Here is a 14,594-nt window from a genome sequence, read left to right as displayed (position 1 = left end):
TCTCCTTCTCTATTAAAAAATGGTTTTCTATCCACTGATATAGATAGCGCTTTCTTTTTTGTGAAGGAAGCTTACTTCATGTAAGCTTCTTCAGGCTATTCCAAATTACTGTGTCTGCTGAATGCCTCTTGATGTCCAAATTCCTTTAATCCTGAATAAAGTAAACAAATGCTGTCAAAAGCAATGTGGACAGATTGATCAAATAATGATCCAAGCGGCTGTACGGATTGTGTTTCACCGTCAACTCTGTATTTTGTCGCAGCGGGTATATGAAGAACATGTACTGCAACATTTGCAAGCGGTGAATCTATGTTTGTTGTTACCGCAATGACATGACAGTTCAGTTCTTTTGCTTTTTCTGCCGTCCACACAACACTCTTTGTTTTTCCAGACCCAGACACTGCGATTAACACATCACCTTCCGCAATAGCAGGGGTAATTGTCTCACCTACAGAATAAACGTTTGCACCTAAATGCATTAAGCGCATCGCAAATGATTTCCCCATAAAACCTGAGCGGCCCTCTCCGATAACAAAGATCCTTTTTGCCTTCATTAATACTGATGCGACGTTTTCAAGGCTTTGTTCTTCGATCTGCAGTAAGACTGCTTGTATTTCAGAAATGATTTTATCTGTTGTTTTCATATTGATTCTCCTCGTTCCATTGCAAAATAATCTTTTTAAATTGTTCGGCTGCAATACGTTGATCTACAGCTTTTGTAATGGCTGATCCGATAATGACGACAGATGGCATTCGATCCTTGAAATGTTCAATCGTATCAAGACTGATCCCTCCGGCAACCGCAAACTGTAATAAAGGATCATCAGCTTGTTTTGTTAGGATGTTTTTCTTTCCTGTCATCTCTTGCTCGTCTTTGCTAACATGATCACAGAAAATCGCTTCTTTGTATTGAAATAACTCTTTTTTCTGTTCTTCTGTTGTGTTTAATAAATCAATCATCACTTTTTTATTAAATGTATTTGCTGTTTCTATACACGCTTTAATTGTTGCTGCAGGTGATACCCCCATCACAGTTGCAATGTCAGCTCCTGCTTGAAAACACATGTCAAATTCGTAATAAGCGTTATCGATCGTTTTACAATCTGCGACGATGACTTTATTAGGAAAGGCATTTTTGATCTTCCGTACACTTTCCACACCGTATTCTTTTATGAGCGAAGTTCCAACTTCAATCCAATCAACGAAATCCTCAGCGTTTTTTGCAATTCTAATTGCTTCTTCTACAGAAAAACGGTCTAAAGCCAGTTGAATATTCATCTTTAAATCCTCTATTCTATTAAGTTTCCTTTTTTACTAAACCGATTTATGAATTTATTATAATGGAAATGAAAGCACTTTACAATATCCTTCTTTGTCACGTTGTCACATAATTATTAAACTTCTAACTCAATATCGTGGCTATAAACGTAAAAAAAGCAGTTTGATTTGGATATAATCAAACTGCTTTTTTTCATGTTAAATTAGTACTGAAAACGACTCTGTGTTGATTCCCTAATAAACAACTCACACTCAAACACTGTATCTTCCTTCTTTACATCTTCTTTGTTTATTTGTTTTAACAGAAGCTCAGCTGCTTTTTGCCCCATTTCATGTGAAGGCTGGCTAATGGTTGTAACCGATGGACTGACTAGATCTGCAAAGGGAATATTGTCAAAAACAATAAGACCTACTCTTTCCCCTATTTTAATATGATTTGCTTTTGCAAATTTTAACACTTCTAAAAAAACGAGGTCATTACCAGCTACAAGGGCAGTTGGCGGCTCTTTCACAGAAAATAGGTTTTTAAGCTGTGCTGCCATTGCTGGTATGTCACTGCTTATCATATATTCATCTAAAATTGGCAGATTGCTTTCTTGTAACGCATCCATATATCCAAGTCTACGCTCAAGACGTGTTGAAATCGTCAATAGCTCAGTTACAATCGCTATTTTTTGATGTCCATTTTCAATAAGATGATTCACTGCATTCTTCGTTGCTTCACGATTATTTACAATGACAGAAGGAACGGAAATATCCGTCACTTTCCTGTCCATAAAAACAACTGGATAACCTGATTTGACCATCGATTGGTAGAGCTCAACATTTTGACCGGTTGGAAAAATGATCAAGCCATCCACTTGCTTTGCTCGCAGCATTTCAATATACTTTCGTTCTTTTTCTTGATCATTATCGGCATTGCAGATAATGGCATTCATATCATGCTGGTTAAAAAAGTCCTCAAGTGAACGGGAAATTTCAGTTGAATGACGATGCATAATATTTGAGACAATAATCCCTACCATTGCTGTTCGCTTTTGTTTTAAGCTTCTTGCAATATGATTAGGCTGATAGCCAAGCTCATTAATAGCAGCATCAATTCGCTCTCTTGTTTCCTCACTCATATATTCATAGCGCTTATTTAAAAATTGTGATACTGTACTTTTTGATACTCCTGCTTTTTTGGCGACATCCGCCATTGTAATTGTTGCCATCAAACCGTCCTCTTTTGTATAATCATTTCTTTTATTTTAGCTGTTATTTTATCTTTTAGCCAGTTATTAAAATTGACTGGAACCTTCTTACGTTATGTCTGTGGCAACTGAGATGGCTGTCAAGAATCATCAAACACTATATGTATAATCGCTTTATCTGTTTCTATAAAAAACCCCTTAATCAGAGATTAAGGGGCTAAAACTTATGCAATCGCCTTCTTATCGTTTGTGCTACGTTGTTTTTTAGCAGCTTTTACTGCCCAAATTGTAAAGATGGCTGATAATAATAGGGATCCTGCCATGAAAATATATGATGCGCCAAATCCGCCTGTAGCGCCATTTAAATAGCCAACAACATAAGACCCTGCAAATGATCCTAATGCACCCATGCTGTTAATCAATGCCATCGCTCCTCCTGCAACATTACGTGGAAGAATTTCTGGAATGATCGCAAAGAATGGTCCATATGGTGCATACATTGCTCCGCCTGCAATAACTAATAAAGTAAATGATAGCCAAAAATTACTTGTTCCGATTAAATAGGATCCATAGAATGCTAGAGCACCTATTAATAAAAACGGCCAAACAAATGCATTTCGATTTTGCAATTTATCAGAGAAGAATGAAACTGTTAACATTAGAACGATCGATAAAATATAAGGTACAGAGGATAACCAGCCTGTTTTGACAATATCCATATTTGGTGCCGCATTAATAATCGAAGGAAGCCACATAACAAAACCGTATACACCAACACTCCATAGCGCATATTGTGCACAAAGTAAGATAACTGGTTTTGATTTAAATGCCTCTGCATAGTTTTTAACTGGTGCTAAGCCTTGCTGTTCTTTATCAAGCTCTTCTTGTAACAATGCTTTTTCACGATCTGAAAGCCACTTTGCATCTTTTGGATTATCATTTACGATTTTCCACCAAATAAATGCCCAAATTACTGCTGGCAGACCTTCGATGATAAACATCCATCTCCAACCATATGCTTCTAATAAATAACCTGAAAGAATCGACATCCATAAAACGGTTGCTGGATTACCAAGAATTAAAAATGTATTGGCACGTGAGCGCTCAGCTTTTGTAAACCAGTGACTCAGGAAGACAAGCATCGCCGGCATAACAGCGCTTTCAACAACACCAAGAGCAAATCTGATAACAAATAACCACCCGACATGGCTGACGAGTCCAGTAGCAGTCGCAAGTCCGCCCCATAAGATTAATGACCAAAACACAAGTTTTTTTGCACTTTTATTTTCTGCGTAATGTGCTCCAGGTATTTGGAAAAAGAAATAACCAAGGAAAAACAAGGATCCTAGTAAAGATGAGATTGCAGGTGTAATTTGTAAATCTTGAGCCATACCTGCTGCAGCACCAAAGCCATAGTTTGCACGATCTAAATAAGCAAGACTATATGTAATAAATACAACTGGAATTAAACGAAGCCATCTTTGTTTTGCCAACGTATTTTGCATGTTACTTCACTCCTTCTAATTGTTGTTTCATATATACTTCTAATTGCTTTCTAGTTGGATAGCCATCATGATCACCTGGTGATTGGACAGCTAATGCACCAATCGCATTCCCTCTCATGACTGCCTTTTCAACGGAATGACCTTCTACTAAGCCACTGAGGACACCTACGGCAAATCCATCTCCAGCACCGACTGTATCAATGACGTTTTCAACTGGAAATCCTTTAACAAATCCTTCTTCAGCTGCTGTTTTATAGAAAGCACCTTCTTCACCAAGCTTAATAATGACTAGTTTAACACCTTTATCTAAATAAAAGGAGGCAATATCCTGAGGATCGCTGAATCCTGTTAAAATTTCTCCTTCTGCTAAACCCGGTAGTAAAGTATCTGATTTATACGCGATTTCGTTTATTTTATTAATCATTTCTCGTTTTGACTTCCATAATGTTGGACGTAAATTTGGATCAAATGAAACCGTGCGATTATTCTTATTCATCAGCTCGAGAGCATATTGTGCGAATTCTCTCATTTGATCTGATAATGCTAGTGGAATTCCAGTTATATGCATGTGTCGGGCTTGTAAAAAATAGTCTTCTTTTAAATCAGAAACATCCATCTGACTTGCTGCAGATCCTTTTCGAAAATATTGTACCTCTGGATCACCTACAACTACTTTTGATTTCACTTGAAACCCTGTGGGATAGTTTCCATCCACTAAAACATGACCGATATGAACGTTTTCTTCTTTCAATCTTTGAATAATGTATTTTCCGAACGAATCATTGCCAACTTTGCTTGCCCAGCCTGAGCTGAACCCTAATCGGGCAAGACCAATGGCTACATTTGTTTCTGCACCTGCCAGGCTGCGTGTGTACTGATTCACTTCATGCAATGGGCCTTGTTCATTTGCCATAAACATTGCCATCGCTTCCCCGAAGGTAATAACATCTAGTTGTTCCATAGGATTCCCCCGCCTTCCATTCTCTCTTTTTCTTCGACCATTTCAATATAATGTGCGATTTTAGTAATAGGATCAATTGGAAACTCGATTGCTTTTTTTACATTGCGTGGAAATTCTTTTACAATTCTTCTCCACTCTGTGTCTTGCTCGCTTGGAAGCGGCAGTGTGACAAGCACCTGACCATGTTTTTCCACATGCTTGAGATGGAGATAACCGACATATGGTGCAAGCTGTTCAAGCGCATGTGGGACAAGCTGCTTCGTATAATACCAATTTCCGCTGTCAAATGTCATCATGACAGGCACTTCAAGCTGATGAGCGCTTTCAAAAAATCTCTTCAAAGAGTCTACATGTCCGCCATACATTGTTTGGTCGTTTTCAATAAACAACTGGATGTGACTGTGCTGGGACAGAAGTTCTTTTAACTCGGCAAGGTCTGATCGATCACGGTGATAATGTCCTAAAGACACTTTTACCCATGGAGCACCAAGTCTTTTCGCTTCATTAAACGTACGTAAAAGATCTTCTTTGTTCAACTCACTAGCACTATTCCATGCTTCCACTGGAGCTGAAAATACAGTAAATAATTGATATTTATCAATCTCTGTTTTTAGCTCTTCTAATGACTGATGATGATTTAAAAACAATTCTCGGCGAATTTCAATGCCGTACGCTCCGGCAAGGGCAATCATTTCCACAAACGCCTCTTGCCCTTTCTCTAACACTTCATTTCTATTAAAAGCATTTAAAGGAACAATAATATTTTTCATGAATAAAACCTCGCTGCGTTTTTATAAATCGGTTTAGTAAATCGGTTTATAAACACTATAAAACAAATGTAAGCGCTTTTCAAGACTTTTTTAAAAATTTGTATGAAACTTATAAAATGCTTATATATTACTATGTTTTACGCTTGTCCCTCTAGCTATTTCACTTGTATATGAAATAAATAGGGCTGTCTTAATTCTTAAAGAACTGAAATCATCGTAAGGATTCTAATTTTACATTAATTGGATCCTTCCCATTTTAAGCAATTCCACATATAATTACCTGTTGGGAAGGGGTGATTGGATGGCTGACATTAAACAAATGATCTTTTTTGATTTTGAAATGCTTTGTTCTGACAATGGTATGGCTTACGATATGATGGAAGCCATTCGATTAGGTGCAGTTAAGTATGATCTTGAAACAGAGAGCATCACCTATTTTGACCGATATATTCGCCCTGAAAATCAGGAACCCTTATCAGATTTTTGTAAAGCATTAACAGGAATTGATGATCAAGATTTAGTTGGTGCAAATGATTTTGCGACTGTTTTTGAAGAATTTCTAGCGTGGGTTGGCGGGATAAAAAAATCACAGTATTTCTCTTGGTCACCTAGTGATTTGACTAGACTTAAAATCGATGCAGAGAAACATGAGATCCCGCTTCGTACGATTACGAAGATTGAAAAACGTTATATAGATTTTCAAGCTGTTTTTAAGAAACGAGTTGCAAATAACAATGTTTCTGTTGAAGATGCACTTGCTTTATATGGACTGGAATTTAGCGGAGAAAAACATCATCCAATGTATGATGCTTATAATACGTTACGCATTTATTTGCAGTTTTTACATGAACCGGTTCAATCAGATCTTATTATGTTAAAGCAGTTTATTCTTGAAGATGAGTTAACTTCTTTTGAGAAGGAGCATCTAAATCAAATACTAGCCGCTCACATCAAATTTGATATCAATTTACTAGTAAATCAAATTCGCGATGTTTACCGTTTAAGAGATGTAAAAAAATTATTTAAACCAATCAATAGAATCGTAGTAAAATATGAAAATGTCATCATGAATCGTTCGGGAATATTTACAGACGAGAACGTAAGACATGCCGAGCTGCTATCGACATTTTATCATGAGCTGCTTCAATCATATGAGGAACATGTTTCATATCGTTCTAAAATCATGATCTTAAACGAATATTTACTGCGACCATTACATGTGATTACTTCAAAATAAACGTTCAGTTTAAATAAGGTGACTCACCACATACGATCATAATGAGTCACCTTTTTCAACTTGCTTGAGAATATTCTTTATTCATTGATTTCTTTTTTCCATGTAAAACATAATATAAAAAGATACAAACAAAGACGATCAATGCTAATGCTGTGTACATTCCTCGAAAACCAAAAACCGGGATAATAAATCCCAAAAGAAATGGACCGATCCCCATGCCTGCATCCATGAAAATAAAATAAGTTGAGATAGCAAGACCAATTCGATGAGGGAGTGCTTCATTTACAGCAATCGCTTGACAGCATGACTGCAATGTACCAAATCCAAGTGCAATAAGCGCACCAGCTAGAAGAATCGTAAAATGATGATGTGCTCCACTAAAAATAATAAATCCAATCCCTAACAGCAGGATGGCTGGATAGATGACAACATTATCCCCTCTTTTATCTAATAACCTCCCAGTAAAAGGTCTTGATATTAAAATGAAAACTGCATAGACAATATAAAAGTAGCTCGCTGCCTCTGTTAATTCGATTTCAGTTGCATATGCGGAAAGGAATGACAAAATACTTGAGTAACAAAAAGCAATGATTCCAATTATCGCCGAAATAGGCAACGCTCTTTTTTCAAAAAAGTCTGTTACTTGAAAGCCTTTCATCTCATCAAGCTGAGCTTTTGCTAATTTCGCTTCAGGTATATGGGCAAATAATGAAATAACTATACTAATCACAGAAAAAAGCAGACAGACAACAAAGATCATTGTAAAGCTCGCATGCTGGCTTATAAAAAGTCCTAAGAAGGGGCCGACTGCTGTTGCGAGCACGATACTCATCGAATAATAACTCGTTCCTTCGCCGCGACGTTCATTTGGTATTATATCCATAACAGCGACTGACATAGCTGTTGCTGAAAGTCCGAATGCGGCACCATGTAGAAAACGAACGAATAAAAGCATGCTCATATTATCTACTATAAAATATAGGATTGAGGCAATCATAAATAACAGCAAACCACCGTAATACATTTTATTGCGTCCGATGAATTCAATATATTTACCTGCAAAAACCCTAAAAACTAACGCACCAATAATGAAAATACTTGAAGCAAGACCTGCCATGCTAGTAGATGCGTTGAATTGTTCGATCGCATAAACGGTAAGCGATGTCATTAATAAATAAAAAGTTAACGCAATAAAAAAACTAGCGGCAGAAAGAATGATGAAGTCTTTTGTCCATAATTTTGATTGATTCATTATGATATTCCTCAATTTCTCCATTTTGTAAGCCTATATTTTTATTTACTAAAAAGGTATCCAATTATTTCTATACTACATATAAACATTACGCGCTATTTGTTAGAATTGTCAATTAATTGTATTTAAAAAAGATCAGCCCTCAAAATTGAGGAACTGACCCTCAGACAACAATGTCCTTATTTTATCGTTTCTTCATACCATTTTTTCGCCGCTTCAAGTTCACTAACTGTTAGCTGATGCCCCCAATTTTCCCAATGCAAATGAACGTTTGCATTCGCACTCTCTAATAGTGATTGAAGTTCAGTAGATTCCTCAGGTGAGCACATCGGATCATTTGACCCAGCGCCTATAAAGATCGATTTTCCTTCTAAGTTCGGTAATTCGACGCCTCTTCTTGGAACCATTGGATGATGTAAAATAGCACCTTTTAACGCATTTTCATAGTGAAATAATAAACTTCCTGCAATATTTGCTCCATTTGAATAGCCAATCGCTACGATATTATCCCGATCAAACTGATACTTCTCTGCCGCTTCATCTAAAAAATCATGTAATTCTTTTGTTCGGAAGATGAGATCTTCTTCATCAAAAACACCTTCTGCTAATCTGCGAAAGAAACGAGGCATGCCATTTTCAAGGACATTTCCTCGAACACTTAGTACAGATGCATCCGCATCAATTCTGCCTGCAATCGGCAGCATGTCTAATTCATTTCCCCCTGTACCGTGCAGGACAAGCAAAACCGGTTTTGTAGGATCATTTCCTTTTTGAAAAATATGTTTCATTTTTTATTCTCCCTCCATCGGACGTACAGTTACTTGTTGAAGCTGGTCTTCAAGCTCTTCTCGCTTTGATTCCAACCAATTCGGTAACATTAACGTCTTTCCTAATTCTGATTCTTTCTCATCAACTGTAAATCCTGGGTCATCTGTTGCTACTTCAAAAAGAATTCCACCTGGTTCATGGAAATAGAGTGCTTTAAAATAGTTCCTATCCAAAATCTCAGTTGGATAATACTCATTTTTCAAAAGATCGTCTCTTAACACTTTCCGCACTTGATTGTTTTCTACTCTCCAAGCAATATGGTGAACAGTTCCAGCTCCCGCTAACCCGGGCATAGATGTAGAAAGTTTGATATCAATCATATTACCAAGTTACCCTTTTAATTGAAAACTTATGAACTCATTTTGTTGTTCTAAACATTCAAATCCAAGAACATGTTCCTATACTTCTACTGTTTTGAATGGCTGAGCAGGAATAAGGATAGCTCCGCAAATCCCCTAATAGCTACATCAGATGTAATACCGCTAAACTTCCATGTATTTTGTTCCCCTTCATCTCTTTCCACCATCTCTAAATGAAGTCCGTGCGGAACATCAAATTGCAAATAATGCTCACCAAATCTCTCCATTTTCGCATATTTGATCTTAAACGTCTCTAATCTGTTTTCCCAAAATAACAGTGCACACTTTGGCACCACATAGGAAGTTACACCAACTTGACTATCACCAATTCTGCCTTGATAAGCATCAGGCCAAGGGAAGAAAGCAATTATATATAACTTACAAACTCACTTACTGGCTTTCGGTAACCTCTTGGTTTTCTTCTTTGTACCTTTTCCTTTCCAAGAGTAATCATTAAGACAGGTTCATATTGTTCTTCAATATTCAAGGTTCTCTTGATTTCATGCGGATCGAACCAATCATTGGACATGTATCCCATCCCTTATCTTTAGCAGCAATCATAAATAATATTGCAGATAATGACGCATTTCGAATGGCTTCATCCCGCTGAAAGACTTCTCCTCTGCTTTTATATAATGAAACGGTGTCTTCAACCATAAAATCATATTCCTGTTTATTGATCATTCCTAACATTTTTAGACCTTCGTAAATTCGACCGGCATTGTGAAAAGCATGTTTATCACCTAATACTAAAATAACGGCAGAAGCACTCGATACCTTATATTGTCCGCTTGCAGCTATTCTTACTTTTTCCTTGATGCCGGATCCATTACCACAACATATTTTGTATGCTGTAAGTTAAAAGCTGATGGTCCCAATTTAACAAGCTCAAATAGTTCATTTAATTCCTTTATAGAAATGGGTTGATCAGGCAGAAAATTGTTTGCTGAGCGACGTTCTTTTATTAGTGTTTCGAATGTGGACATTGTTCTTTCCCCTAGAGTGAAGTATTTATAACGGTACAAATTATTAGTAATCTCATTTAAAATCTCGATATCGAGATATATAGCTAAAAAAATACAATATCATTAATCCTTTTGTTCATTTCTATTAACTCATTATCTCTATTTGATATATTTTTAATTCGAGATAAAGTATATGATATTACCTCTCATATGTCAACATCTTCAAATTCACGACTTAGTGACACTTCTATTCTTTAATGAGATCGGGAATTAAGAACGGTGTTACTGAATTAATTAGTCATTCTTTGAAGGTACAATTGCTGATTTGTACGTACCCTCCGTGGAAGAAATCTGCGAATTTCATCCTCATTAAACCCAACTTGTAATCTTTTTTCATCTACAATAATTGGTCTTTTGAGTAATCCTGGTGAATTCTTTATTAGTTTATATAGTTCTTGAAGTCGAATCGTTTCAAGATCTACATTTAATTCTTGGACAGATTTCGATTTAGTTGAAATAATCTCTTCTGTCCCGGATTCTGTCATGCGAAGAATATTTTTTATTTCCTCTATCGTAAGTGGTTCAGATAAAATGTTTTTTTCAATAAAGGTAATATTGTGTTCTTCTAGCCAATCTTTTGCTTTACGACAAGACGTACAACTTTTTGATGTATATAAGTGTACCATTTTAATGATTACACCCCTTATATAAAGAATCTTAGTTCTCTAACCGATATAAATCTATAGTAAAGGGGCTATTCAGTCAGCCCCATAGGATATATCCAATTATTTCGTTACATCAATTGGCTTATTTGAAAAATTTAACACGATCCTCAAGCGGTAGGAATTCTTTTTCAACAACAGGTGCTGTTGGATTACCAAATGGCATTTGTGCAATCAATTTCCAGTTTCTTGGGATGTTCCACTCTTCTTTCACTTCATCATCAATTAGAGGATTATAGTGTTGTAACGATGCTCCTAACCCCTCTGCTTCTAATGCTGTCCATACAACTAATTGGTGCATTCCTGATGCTTGGTTGGACCAGATTGGGAAATTGTCAGCATATTGAGCGAATTGTTCTTGAAGTGATTTTATTACTACTTCATCTTCAAAGAATAAAACAGTTCCATAACCAGCTTTAAAGGAATCCATTTTTTGTTGAGTGCCTTCAAAATTACCATCTCCAACAACTTTTCTTAAGGTTTCAGTCGTAAGATCCCATAATTTATCATGAGAAGCACCTGATAATATAACAAGACGTGCAGTTTGAGAGTTAAAAGCAGATGGAGTATATTTCACAGCAAATTCTACAATTTCTTTGATCCTTTCATCAGAAACTTTTATATCTTTATTTATTCCATAATAAGAACGTCTTTCTTTAAGTGCAGCGTAAAAATCTTTAGTCATTACTTACTCCTCCTACTATTTTTCATTTTTATTTTGAATGCATAAAGCTTGTTTTTGCATCTGCCCAACCAGTTAATTTCATCTGAACTGTACCTCTACCTCGATTTCATTATTCCTAAACACATTTGTGTAAAGAATTTAAGCAGTCTTATTAGAATATCTATCTTTATTAAGGAATATTTGATAAGTAGATAATAACTTACTGCCATTAATCGCTAGATATATTGCTATAGCCAAGAAGGCTAAATCTAATTCGTAACCTGCCATTTGACCATTACCTAGTAAACCAATAGCTAATTTCACTTTAAAAATAGCACCAATCATGATAATTGCAATGAAAGTTGATACAAGTCTAGTTCCAATACCAATTATTAACGCAATACCGCCAACTAGCTCAACAAATGGAACAACATACCCCAAAAATCCTGGAATACCGATTGAATTAAACCAACCAACAGTATTTCCGATTCCGTCTTGAAACTTTACTAAACCGTGTATGAAAAACAAAAGTCCTAATGTCAAACGTAATATAAGTGCTCCAACTTCATTTTTATTTATCATGTTCTTTTATACCCTCCTGGTATTTTTTATTAAAGGATAAACCCCCTCTTGTAAAGTGAATTCAATCAAAATACATTTTCCTGCTATTTCGAACCACATCCTTTTATCTCTAATTTAAATATCTCGAACTAAGAATATGTTAATATTATCGGTTACTTTATGTCAACGGGTAATCATTAATGTTTCCATTACCGGAAATTTCTTTTCTGAGGATAAAGTCCTGATTAAAATCAATTTCATTTACAAATTATGTATTACTCCATTTAGAGTAACTTTTTAGCAGGTTATTTTTTATCACTTATTTAACTCCGTGATCCTGCTTGTATCTTGCTTTCTTCCCTTTATTTTCAAGGGTTTCTATGATATAATGTATTAAATACAAAAAATCACCAGGTAAACTCTTAAAATACAGTTAACATTTAAAATAGAAGGGGGGAAAAAGTTCATGAGTGAGACAATTCACCAAGATAAAGTTTGTGAAAAAATAGAACAATCTTACCATATACTAGGAAAAAAATGGATGGGTCTAATTATTCACGCATTAATGGAAGGTCCTAAAAGGTTTAGCGAAATTCAAACATTTATTCCAGATTTAAGCAAGAGAATGTTAAATGAACGGATGAAAGAACTTGAGGAATGTGGAATTGTTCTTAGAAACGTTATTACAGACCGTCCTGTTAGAACTGAGTACTCCTTAACCAAAAAGGGACATGAATTAGGAAGAGCATTAGAAGCAGTAGAAGTATGGGCTGAAAAATGGTTATAAAGTCTGACTTATATCAGTGAGGAGTAATTTTATCCCTACTGATGTAAGCGAGACTCAATTATATTTCCTTCTAAAAAAATCTAGCGTAGGTTCCAAATGATATACCGAAAAATATATTTGGCGAATACCTGAGACCAAACATCTTGCTTTTCCTCCACAACGATAAAGAATATTTACACCGATATCTGCTAGTGCCAATTTAATATTAATACCTACTTCAAATGTTCCATAACCTAAAAAAGTTACGTAGGGCATCTTAAACCCCTCTTAACTTATAGCCATTACTTCTGACTAACCTCTAAAACTTATTGTATAATTTTCTACTAGGAAATTTTATCTGAAATCCAATTTACATCAATAAATAAGAGTAAGATCGGTGATACTAGTAATAGAGCTACTTACAGTTTAATATCTATAGTCAAGATATGGTCACCTCATTCATTATAATACTGATTAAATCCAATATTCCCAATATCCATAAAAACAGCCTTTGCTCAAGTTGAGCAAAGGCTGTTTTTTGACAAGTTTCAACTATTGTTAATGGGTATTTCAAACCTATTTTACAATTGATATTTAATCATTACTCTACTTTCTATGAAAAATAAATTCTAACTCTTCTTTCTCTAAAACAACTTTCATATTAAATTCCTCCAAAAACCAGGAATCTTCATCATTAAAGTAAAAAGTAATTCCTTCGACCACATCTTTAATAGCAATATTTCCTTCTTTTCCTATTGATACACCTAAAGAATAATTCGGATGGACAGTAGGAATACCACCGTAGAGCTGAATGTAGTATCGAACATAATCGCCTTGCTCTAAATCCATTTCGTTTTTATACCATTCTGCTGCTTCTTTACTCACCTCAAAATTCATCTCTTTACCTCTTTCCTTTCTAATAAACTCACTATAAAACAATTGATGTTACAGTTATTTATCTATTAAAAATCGTATTCTGCTTCTTTAGCTTCACGAATACTCGTAAATGTTTCAGTTAGTACTACTGTATCTTCGACCAAACGCTCAATTCGGAATAACACATCATCATTTGTCATTTCTTTCCGATGAAAATCCTTTTCTTCGATAAATACATAGGTCTGAACGATTTGTGCTTTCATATAAGCCAAAATAGGTTTTAATTGTTGTTCTACCATTAAGTAATGCTTTGGTGTACCAGCTGTCACAAGCATACTTACAACTTTATCGCGAAATGCGTTTACTGGAAGTAAATCAAATATATTCTTTAATATAGCGGGAATAGATGCTTGGAAAACAGGTGTACCAATAATGATGGCATCAGCTGCCATGATTGTTTCTGTTACATACTTTGTGTCGCCCTCATATTCCCAATAATTACGTCCATCACTAAAGACTATTTCGTATTCTGCGAGGTCAAGCAATGTAATATCTGCATCTGGATATTTTTTACGAGCCATTTTGAGTGTATAATCAATCGCTGTTCTTGTTTTAGACCCTACGTTAGAGCCAGAAATTCCTACGATTTTCATGTTA

The 14,594-nt window shown here is 35.6% G+C and carries 18 protein-coding genes and 1 pseudogene; 2 read left to right on the top strand and 17 right to left on the bottom strand.

Features of this window, described 5'->3' with window-relative positions; translation table 11 throughout:
- Positions 1 to 95: 95 nt before the first annotated feature.
- From hxlB to GMB29_RS08420, 6 genes are all read right to left on the bottom strand, one after another.
- Positions 96 to 644 carry a 6-phospho-3-hexuloisomerase gene (hxlB, locus tag GMB29_RS08445; RefSeq protein ID WP_136351717.1) on the bottom strand — a complete coding sequence of 183 codons (549 nt, stop codon included), beginning with the start codon at positions 642 to 644 and terminating at the stop codon, positions 96 to 98.
- Positions 628 to 1,278, bottom strand: a complete 651-nt coding sequence (hxlA, locus tag GMB29_RS08440; RefSeq protein WP_136351718.1) for a 3-hexulose-6-phosphate synthase — start codon at positions 1,276 to 1,278, stop codon at positions 628 to 630. The genes hxlB and hxlA overlap by 17 nt, the downstream gene beginning before the upstream one ends.
- A gap of 203 nt (positions 1,279 to 1,481) precedes the next feature.
- The gene (locus tag GMB29_RS08435; protein WP_136351719.1) at positions 1,482 to 2,492 is read right to left on the bottom strand and encodes a LacI family DNA-binding transcriptional regulator; all 1,011 of its coding nucleotides are present in this window, start codon (positions 2,490 to 2,492) and stop codon (positions 1,482 to 1,484) included.
- A gap of 203 nt (positions 2,493 to 2,695) precedes the next feature.
- Positions 2,696 to 3,976, bottom strand: a complete 1,281-nt coding sequence (locus GMB29_RS08430; protein WP_136351720.1) for an MFS transporter — start codon at positions 3,974 to 3,976, stop codon at positions 2,696 to 2,698.
- 1 nt (position 3,977) lies between these two features.
- A complete protein-coding gene (locus GMB29_RS08425; protein ID WP_136351721.1) occupies positions 3,978 to 4,937 on the bottom strand; it encodes a sugar kinase in 960 nt (319 codons plus the stop codon).
- Positions 4,925 to 5,707 (bottom strand): sugar phosphate isomerase/epimerase family protein, encoded by a 783-nt coding sequence (locus GMB29_RS08420; protein ID WP_136351722.1) that lies wholly within the window; start codon positions 5,705 to 5,707, stop codon positions 4,925 to 4,927. Before GMB29_RS08420 ends, GMB29_RS08425 begins: the two co-directional genes overlap by 13 nt.
- A 301-nt stretch (positions 5,708 to 6,008) precedes the next feature.
- Here GMB29_RS08420 and GMB29_RS08415 point away from each other — a divergent pair, with 301 nt between their 5' ends.
- Entirely contained in the window at positions 6,009 to 6,944 is a 936-nt protein-coding gene (locus tag GMB29_RS08415; RefSeq protein WP_136351723.1) for a 3'-5' exonuclease, read from the top strand.
- Between the two features lie 55 nt (positions 6,945 to 6,999).
- On the opposite strand, the gene GMB29_RS08410 is transcribed toward GMB29_RS08415, so the two are convergent.
- The 8 genes and pseudogenes from GMB29_RS08410 to GMB29_RS08375 all read right to left on the bottom strand — a co-directional run bounded on the left by GMB29_RS08410 (position 7,000) and on the right by GMB29_RS08375 (position 12,316).
- The gene (locus GMB29_RS08410; RefSeq protein ID WP_136351724.1) at positions 7,000 to 8,196 is read right to left on the bottom strand and encodes an MFS transporter; all 1,197 of its coding nucleotides are present in this window, start codon (positions 8,194 to 8,196) and stop codon (positions 7,000 to 7,002) included.
- 179 nt (positions 8,197 to 8,375) lie between these two features.
- Positions 8,376 to 8,984, bottom strand: a complete 609-nt coding sequence (locus GMB29_RS08405) for an alpha/beta hydrolase (RefSeq protein WP_136351725.1) — start codon at positions 8,982 to 8,984, stop codon at positions 8,376 to 8,378.
- Positions 8,985 to 8,987: 3 nt separating this feature from the next.
- On the bottom strand, positions 8,988 to 9,344 hold the full coding sequence (locus tag GMB29_RS08400; RefSeq protein WP_136351726.1) for a VOC family protein: 357 nt from the start codon (positions 9,342 to 9,344) through the stop codon (positions 8,988 to 8,990).
- Between the two features lie 86 nt (positions 9,345 to 9,430).
- On the bottom strand, positions 9,431 to 9,679 hold the full coding sequence (locus GMB29_RS08395) for a VOC family protein (RefSeq protein WP_155443854.1): 249 nt from the start codon (positions 9,677 to 9,679) through the stop codon (positions 9,431 to 9,433).
- 71 nt (positions 9,680 to 9,750) lie between these two features.
- Positions 9,751 to 10,369 (bottom strand): annotated as a pseudogene (locus GMB29_RS08390) (nitroreductase family protein).
- 269 nt (positions 10,370 to 10,638) lie between these two features.
- Complete coding sequence (gene spxA / locus GMB29_RS08385) at positions 10,639 to 11,034, bottom strand: transcriptional regulator SpxA (RefSeq protein ID WP_136351728.1); 396 nt, start codon at positions 11,032 to 11,034, stop codon at positions 10,639 to 10,641.
- Between the two features lie 121 nt (positions 11,035 to 11,155).
- A complete protein-coding gene (locus GMB29_RS08380) occupies positions 11,156 to 11,755 on the bottom strand; it encodes a nitroreductase family protein (protein ID WP_136351729.1) in 600 nt (199 codons plus the stop codon).
- Positions 11,756 to 11,893: 138 nt separating this feature from the next.
- Positions 11,894 to 12,316: a DoxX family protein gene (locus GMB29_RS08375; RefSeq protein WP_136351730.1), complete on the bottom strand. Its 423-nt coding sequence runs from the start codon at positions 12,314 to 12,316 to the stop codon at positions 11,894 to 11,896.
- A gap of 445 nt (positions 12,317 to 12,761) precedes the next feature.
- Here GMB29_RS08375 and GMB29_RS08370 point away from each other — a divergent pair, with 445 nt between their 5' ends.
- On the top strand, positions 12,762 to 13,082 hold the full coding sequence (locus tag GMB29_RS08370; protein WP_136351731.1) for a winged helix-turn-helix transcriptional regulator: 321 nt from the start codon (positions 12,762 to 12,764) through the stop codon (positions 13,080 to 13,082).
- Positions 13,083 to 13,136: 54 nt separating this feature from the next.
- Here GMB29_RS08370 and GMB29_RS27985 read toward each other — a convergent pair whose 3' ends face one another.
- The 3 genes from GMB29_RS27985 to GMB29_RS08355 form a co-directional block, all read right to left on the bottom strand.
- Entirely contained in the window at positions 13,137 to 13,337 is a 201-nt protein-coding gene (locus tag GMB29_RS27985) for a hypothetical protein (RefSeq protein ID WP_196305237.1), read from the bottom strand.
- Between the two features lie 330 nt (positions 13,338 to 13,667).
- The gene (locus tag GMB29_RS08360) at positions 13,668 to 13,958 is read right to left on the bottom strand and encodes a HesB/YadR/YfhF family protein (protein WP_136351732.1); all 291 of its coding nucleotides are present in this window, start codon (positions 13,956 to 13,958) and stop codon (positions 13,668 to 13,670) included.
- Between the two features lie 65 nt (positions 13,959 to 14,023).
- The gene (locus GMB29_RS08355) at positions 14,024 to 14,590 is read right to left on the bottom strand and encodes an NADPH-dependent FMN reductase (protein WP_136351733.1); all 567 of its coding nucleotides are present in this window, start codon (positions 14,588 to 14,590) and stop codon (positions 14,024 to 14,026) included.
- Between the last annotated feature and the right edge of the window lie 4 nt (positions 14,591 to 14,594).

The organism is Metabacillus sediminilitoris (assembly GCF_009720625.1).
GTDB classification, from domain to species: Bacteria; Bacillota; Bacilli; order Bacillales; family Bacillaceae; genus Metabacillus; species Metabacillus sediminilitoris.
This window is presented reverse-complemented; position numbering and strand designations above follow the sequence as displayed.

Bases quoted from the DNA above. Each gene is read 5' to 3' on its own strand.
- GMB29_RS08430 (WP_136351720.1), bottom strand. From the start codon at position 3,976: ATGCAAAATACGTTGGCAAAACAAAGATGGCTTCGTTTAATTCCAGTT.
- GMB29_RS08380 (WP_136351729.1), bottom strand. From the start codon at position 11,755: ATGACTAAAGATTTTTACGCTGCACTTAAAGAAAGACGTTCTTATTAT.
- GMB29_RS08420 (WP_136351722.1), bottom strand. From the start codon at position 5,707: ATGAAAAATATTATTGTTCCTTTAAATGCTTTTAATAGAAATGAAGTG.
- GMB29_RS08415 (WP_136351723.1), top strand. From the start codon at position 6,009: ATGGCTGACATTAAACAAATGATCTTTTTTGATTTTGAAATGCTTTGT.
- GMB29_RS08435 (WP_136351719.1), bottom strand. From the start codon at position 2,492: ATGGCAACAATTACAATGGCGGATGTCGCCAAAAAAGCAGGAGTATCA.
- GMB29_RS08370 (WP_136351731.1), top strand. From the start codon at position 12,762: ATGAGTGAGACAATTCACCAAGATAAAGTTTGTGAAAAAATAGAACAA.
- GMB29_RS08355 (WP_136351733.1), bottom strand. From the start codon at position 14,590: ATGAAAATCGTAGGAATTTCTGGCTCTAACGTAGGGTCTAAAACAAGA.
- GMB29_RS08410 (WP_136351724.1), bottom strand. From the start codon at position 8,196: ATGAATCAATCAAAATTATGGACAAAAGACTTCATCATTCTTTCTGCC.
- hxlA (WP_136351718.1), bottom strand. From the start codon at position 1,278: ATGAATATTCAACTGGCTTTAGACCGTTTTTCTGTAGAAGAAGCAATT.
- GMB29_RS27985 (WP_196305237.1), bottom strand. From the start codon at position 13,337: ATGCCCTACGTAACTTTTTTAGGTTATGGAACATTTGAAGTAGGTATT.
- GMB29_RS08360 (WP_136351732.1), bottom strand. From the start codon at position 13,958: ATGAATTTTGAGGTGAGTAAAGAAGCAGCAGAATGGTATAAAAACGAA.
- GMB29_RS08400 (WP_136351726.1), bottom strand. From the start codon at position 9,344: ATGATTGATATCAAACTTTCTACATCTATGCCCGGGTTAGCGGGAGCT.
- GMB29_RS08375 (WP_136351730.1), bottom strand. From the start codon at position 12,316: ATGATAAATAAAAATGAAGTTGGAGCACTTATATTACGTTTGACATTA.
- GMB29_RS08405 (WP_136351725.1), bottom strand. From the start codon at position 8,984: ATGAAACATATTTTTCAAAAAGGAAATGATCCTACAAAACCGGTTTTG.
- GMB29_RS08425 (WP_136351721.1), bottom strand. From the start codon at position 4,937: ATGGAACAACTAGATGTTATTACCTTCGGGGAAGCGATGGCAATGTTT.
- spxA (WP_136351728.1), bottom strand. From the start codon at position 11,034: ATGGTACACTTATATACATCAAAAAGTTGTACGTCTTGTCGTAAAGCA.
- hxlB (WP_136351717.1), bottom strand. From the start codon at position 644: ATGAAAACAACAGATAAAATCATTTCTGAAATACAAGCAGTCTTACTG.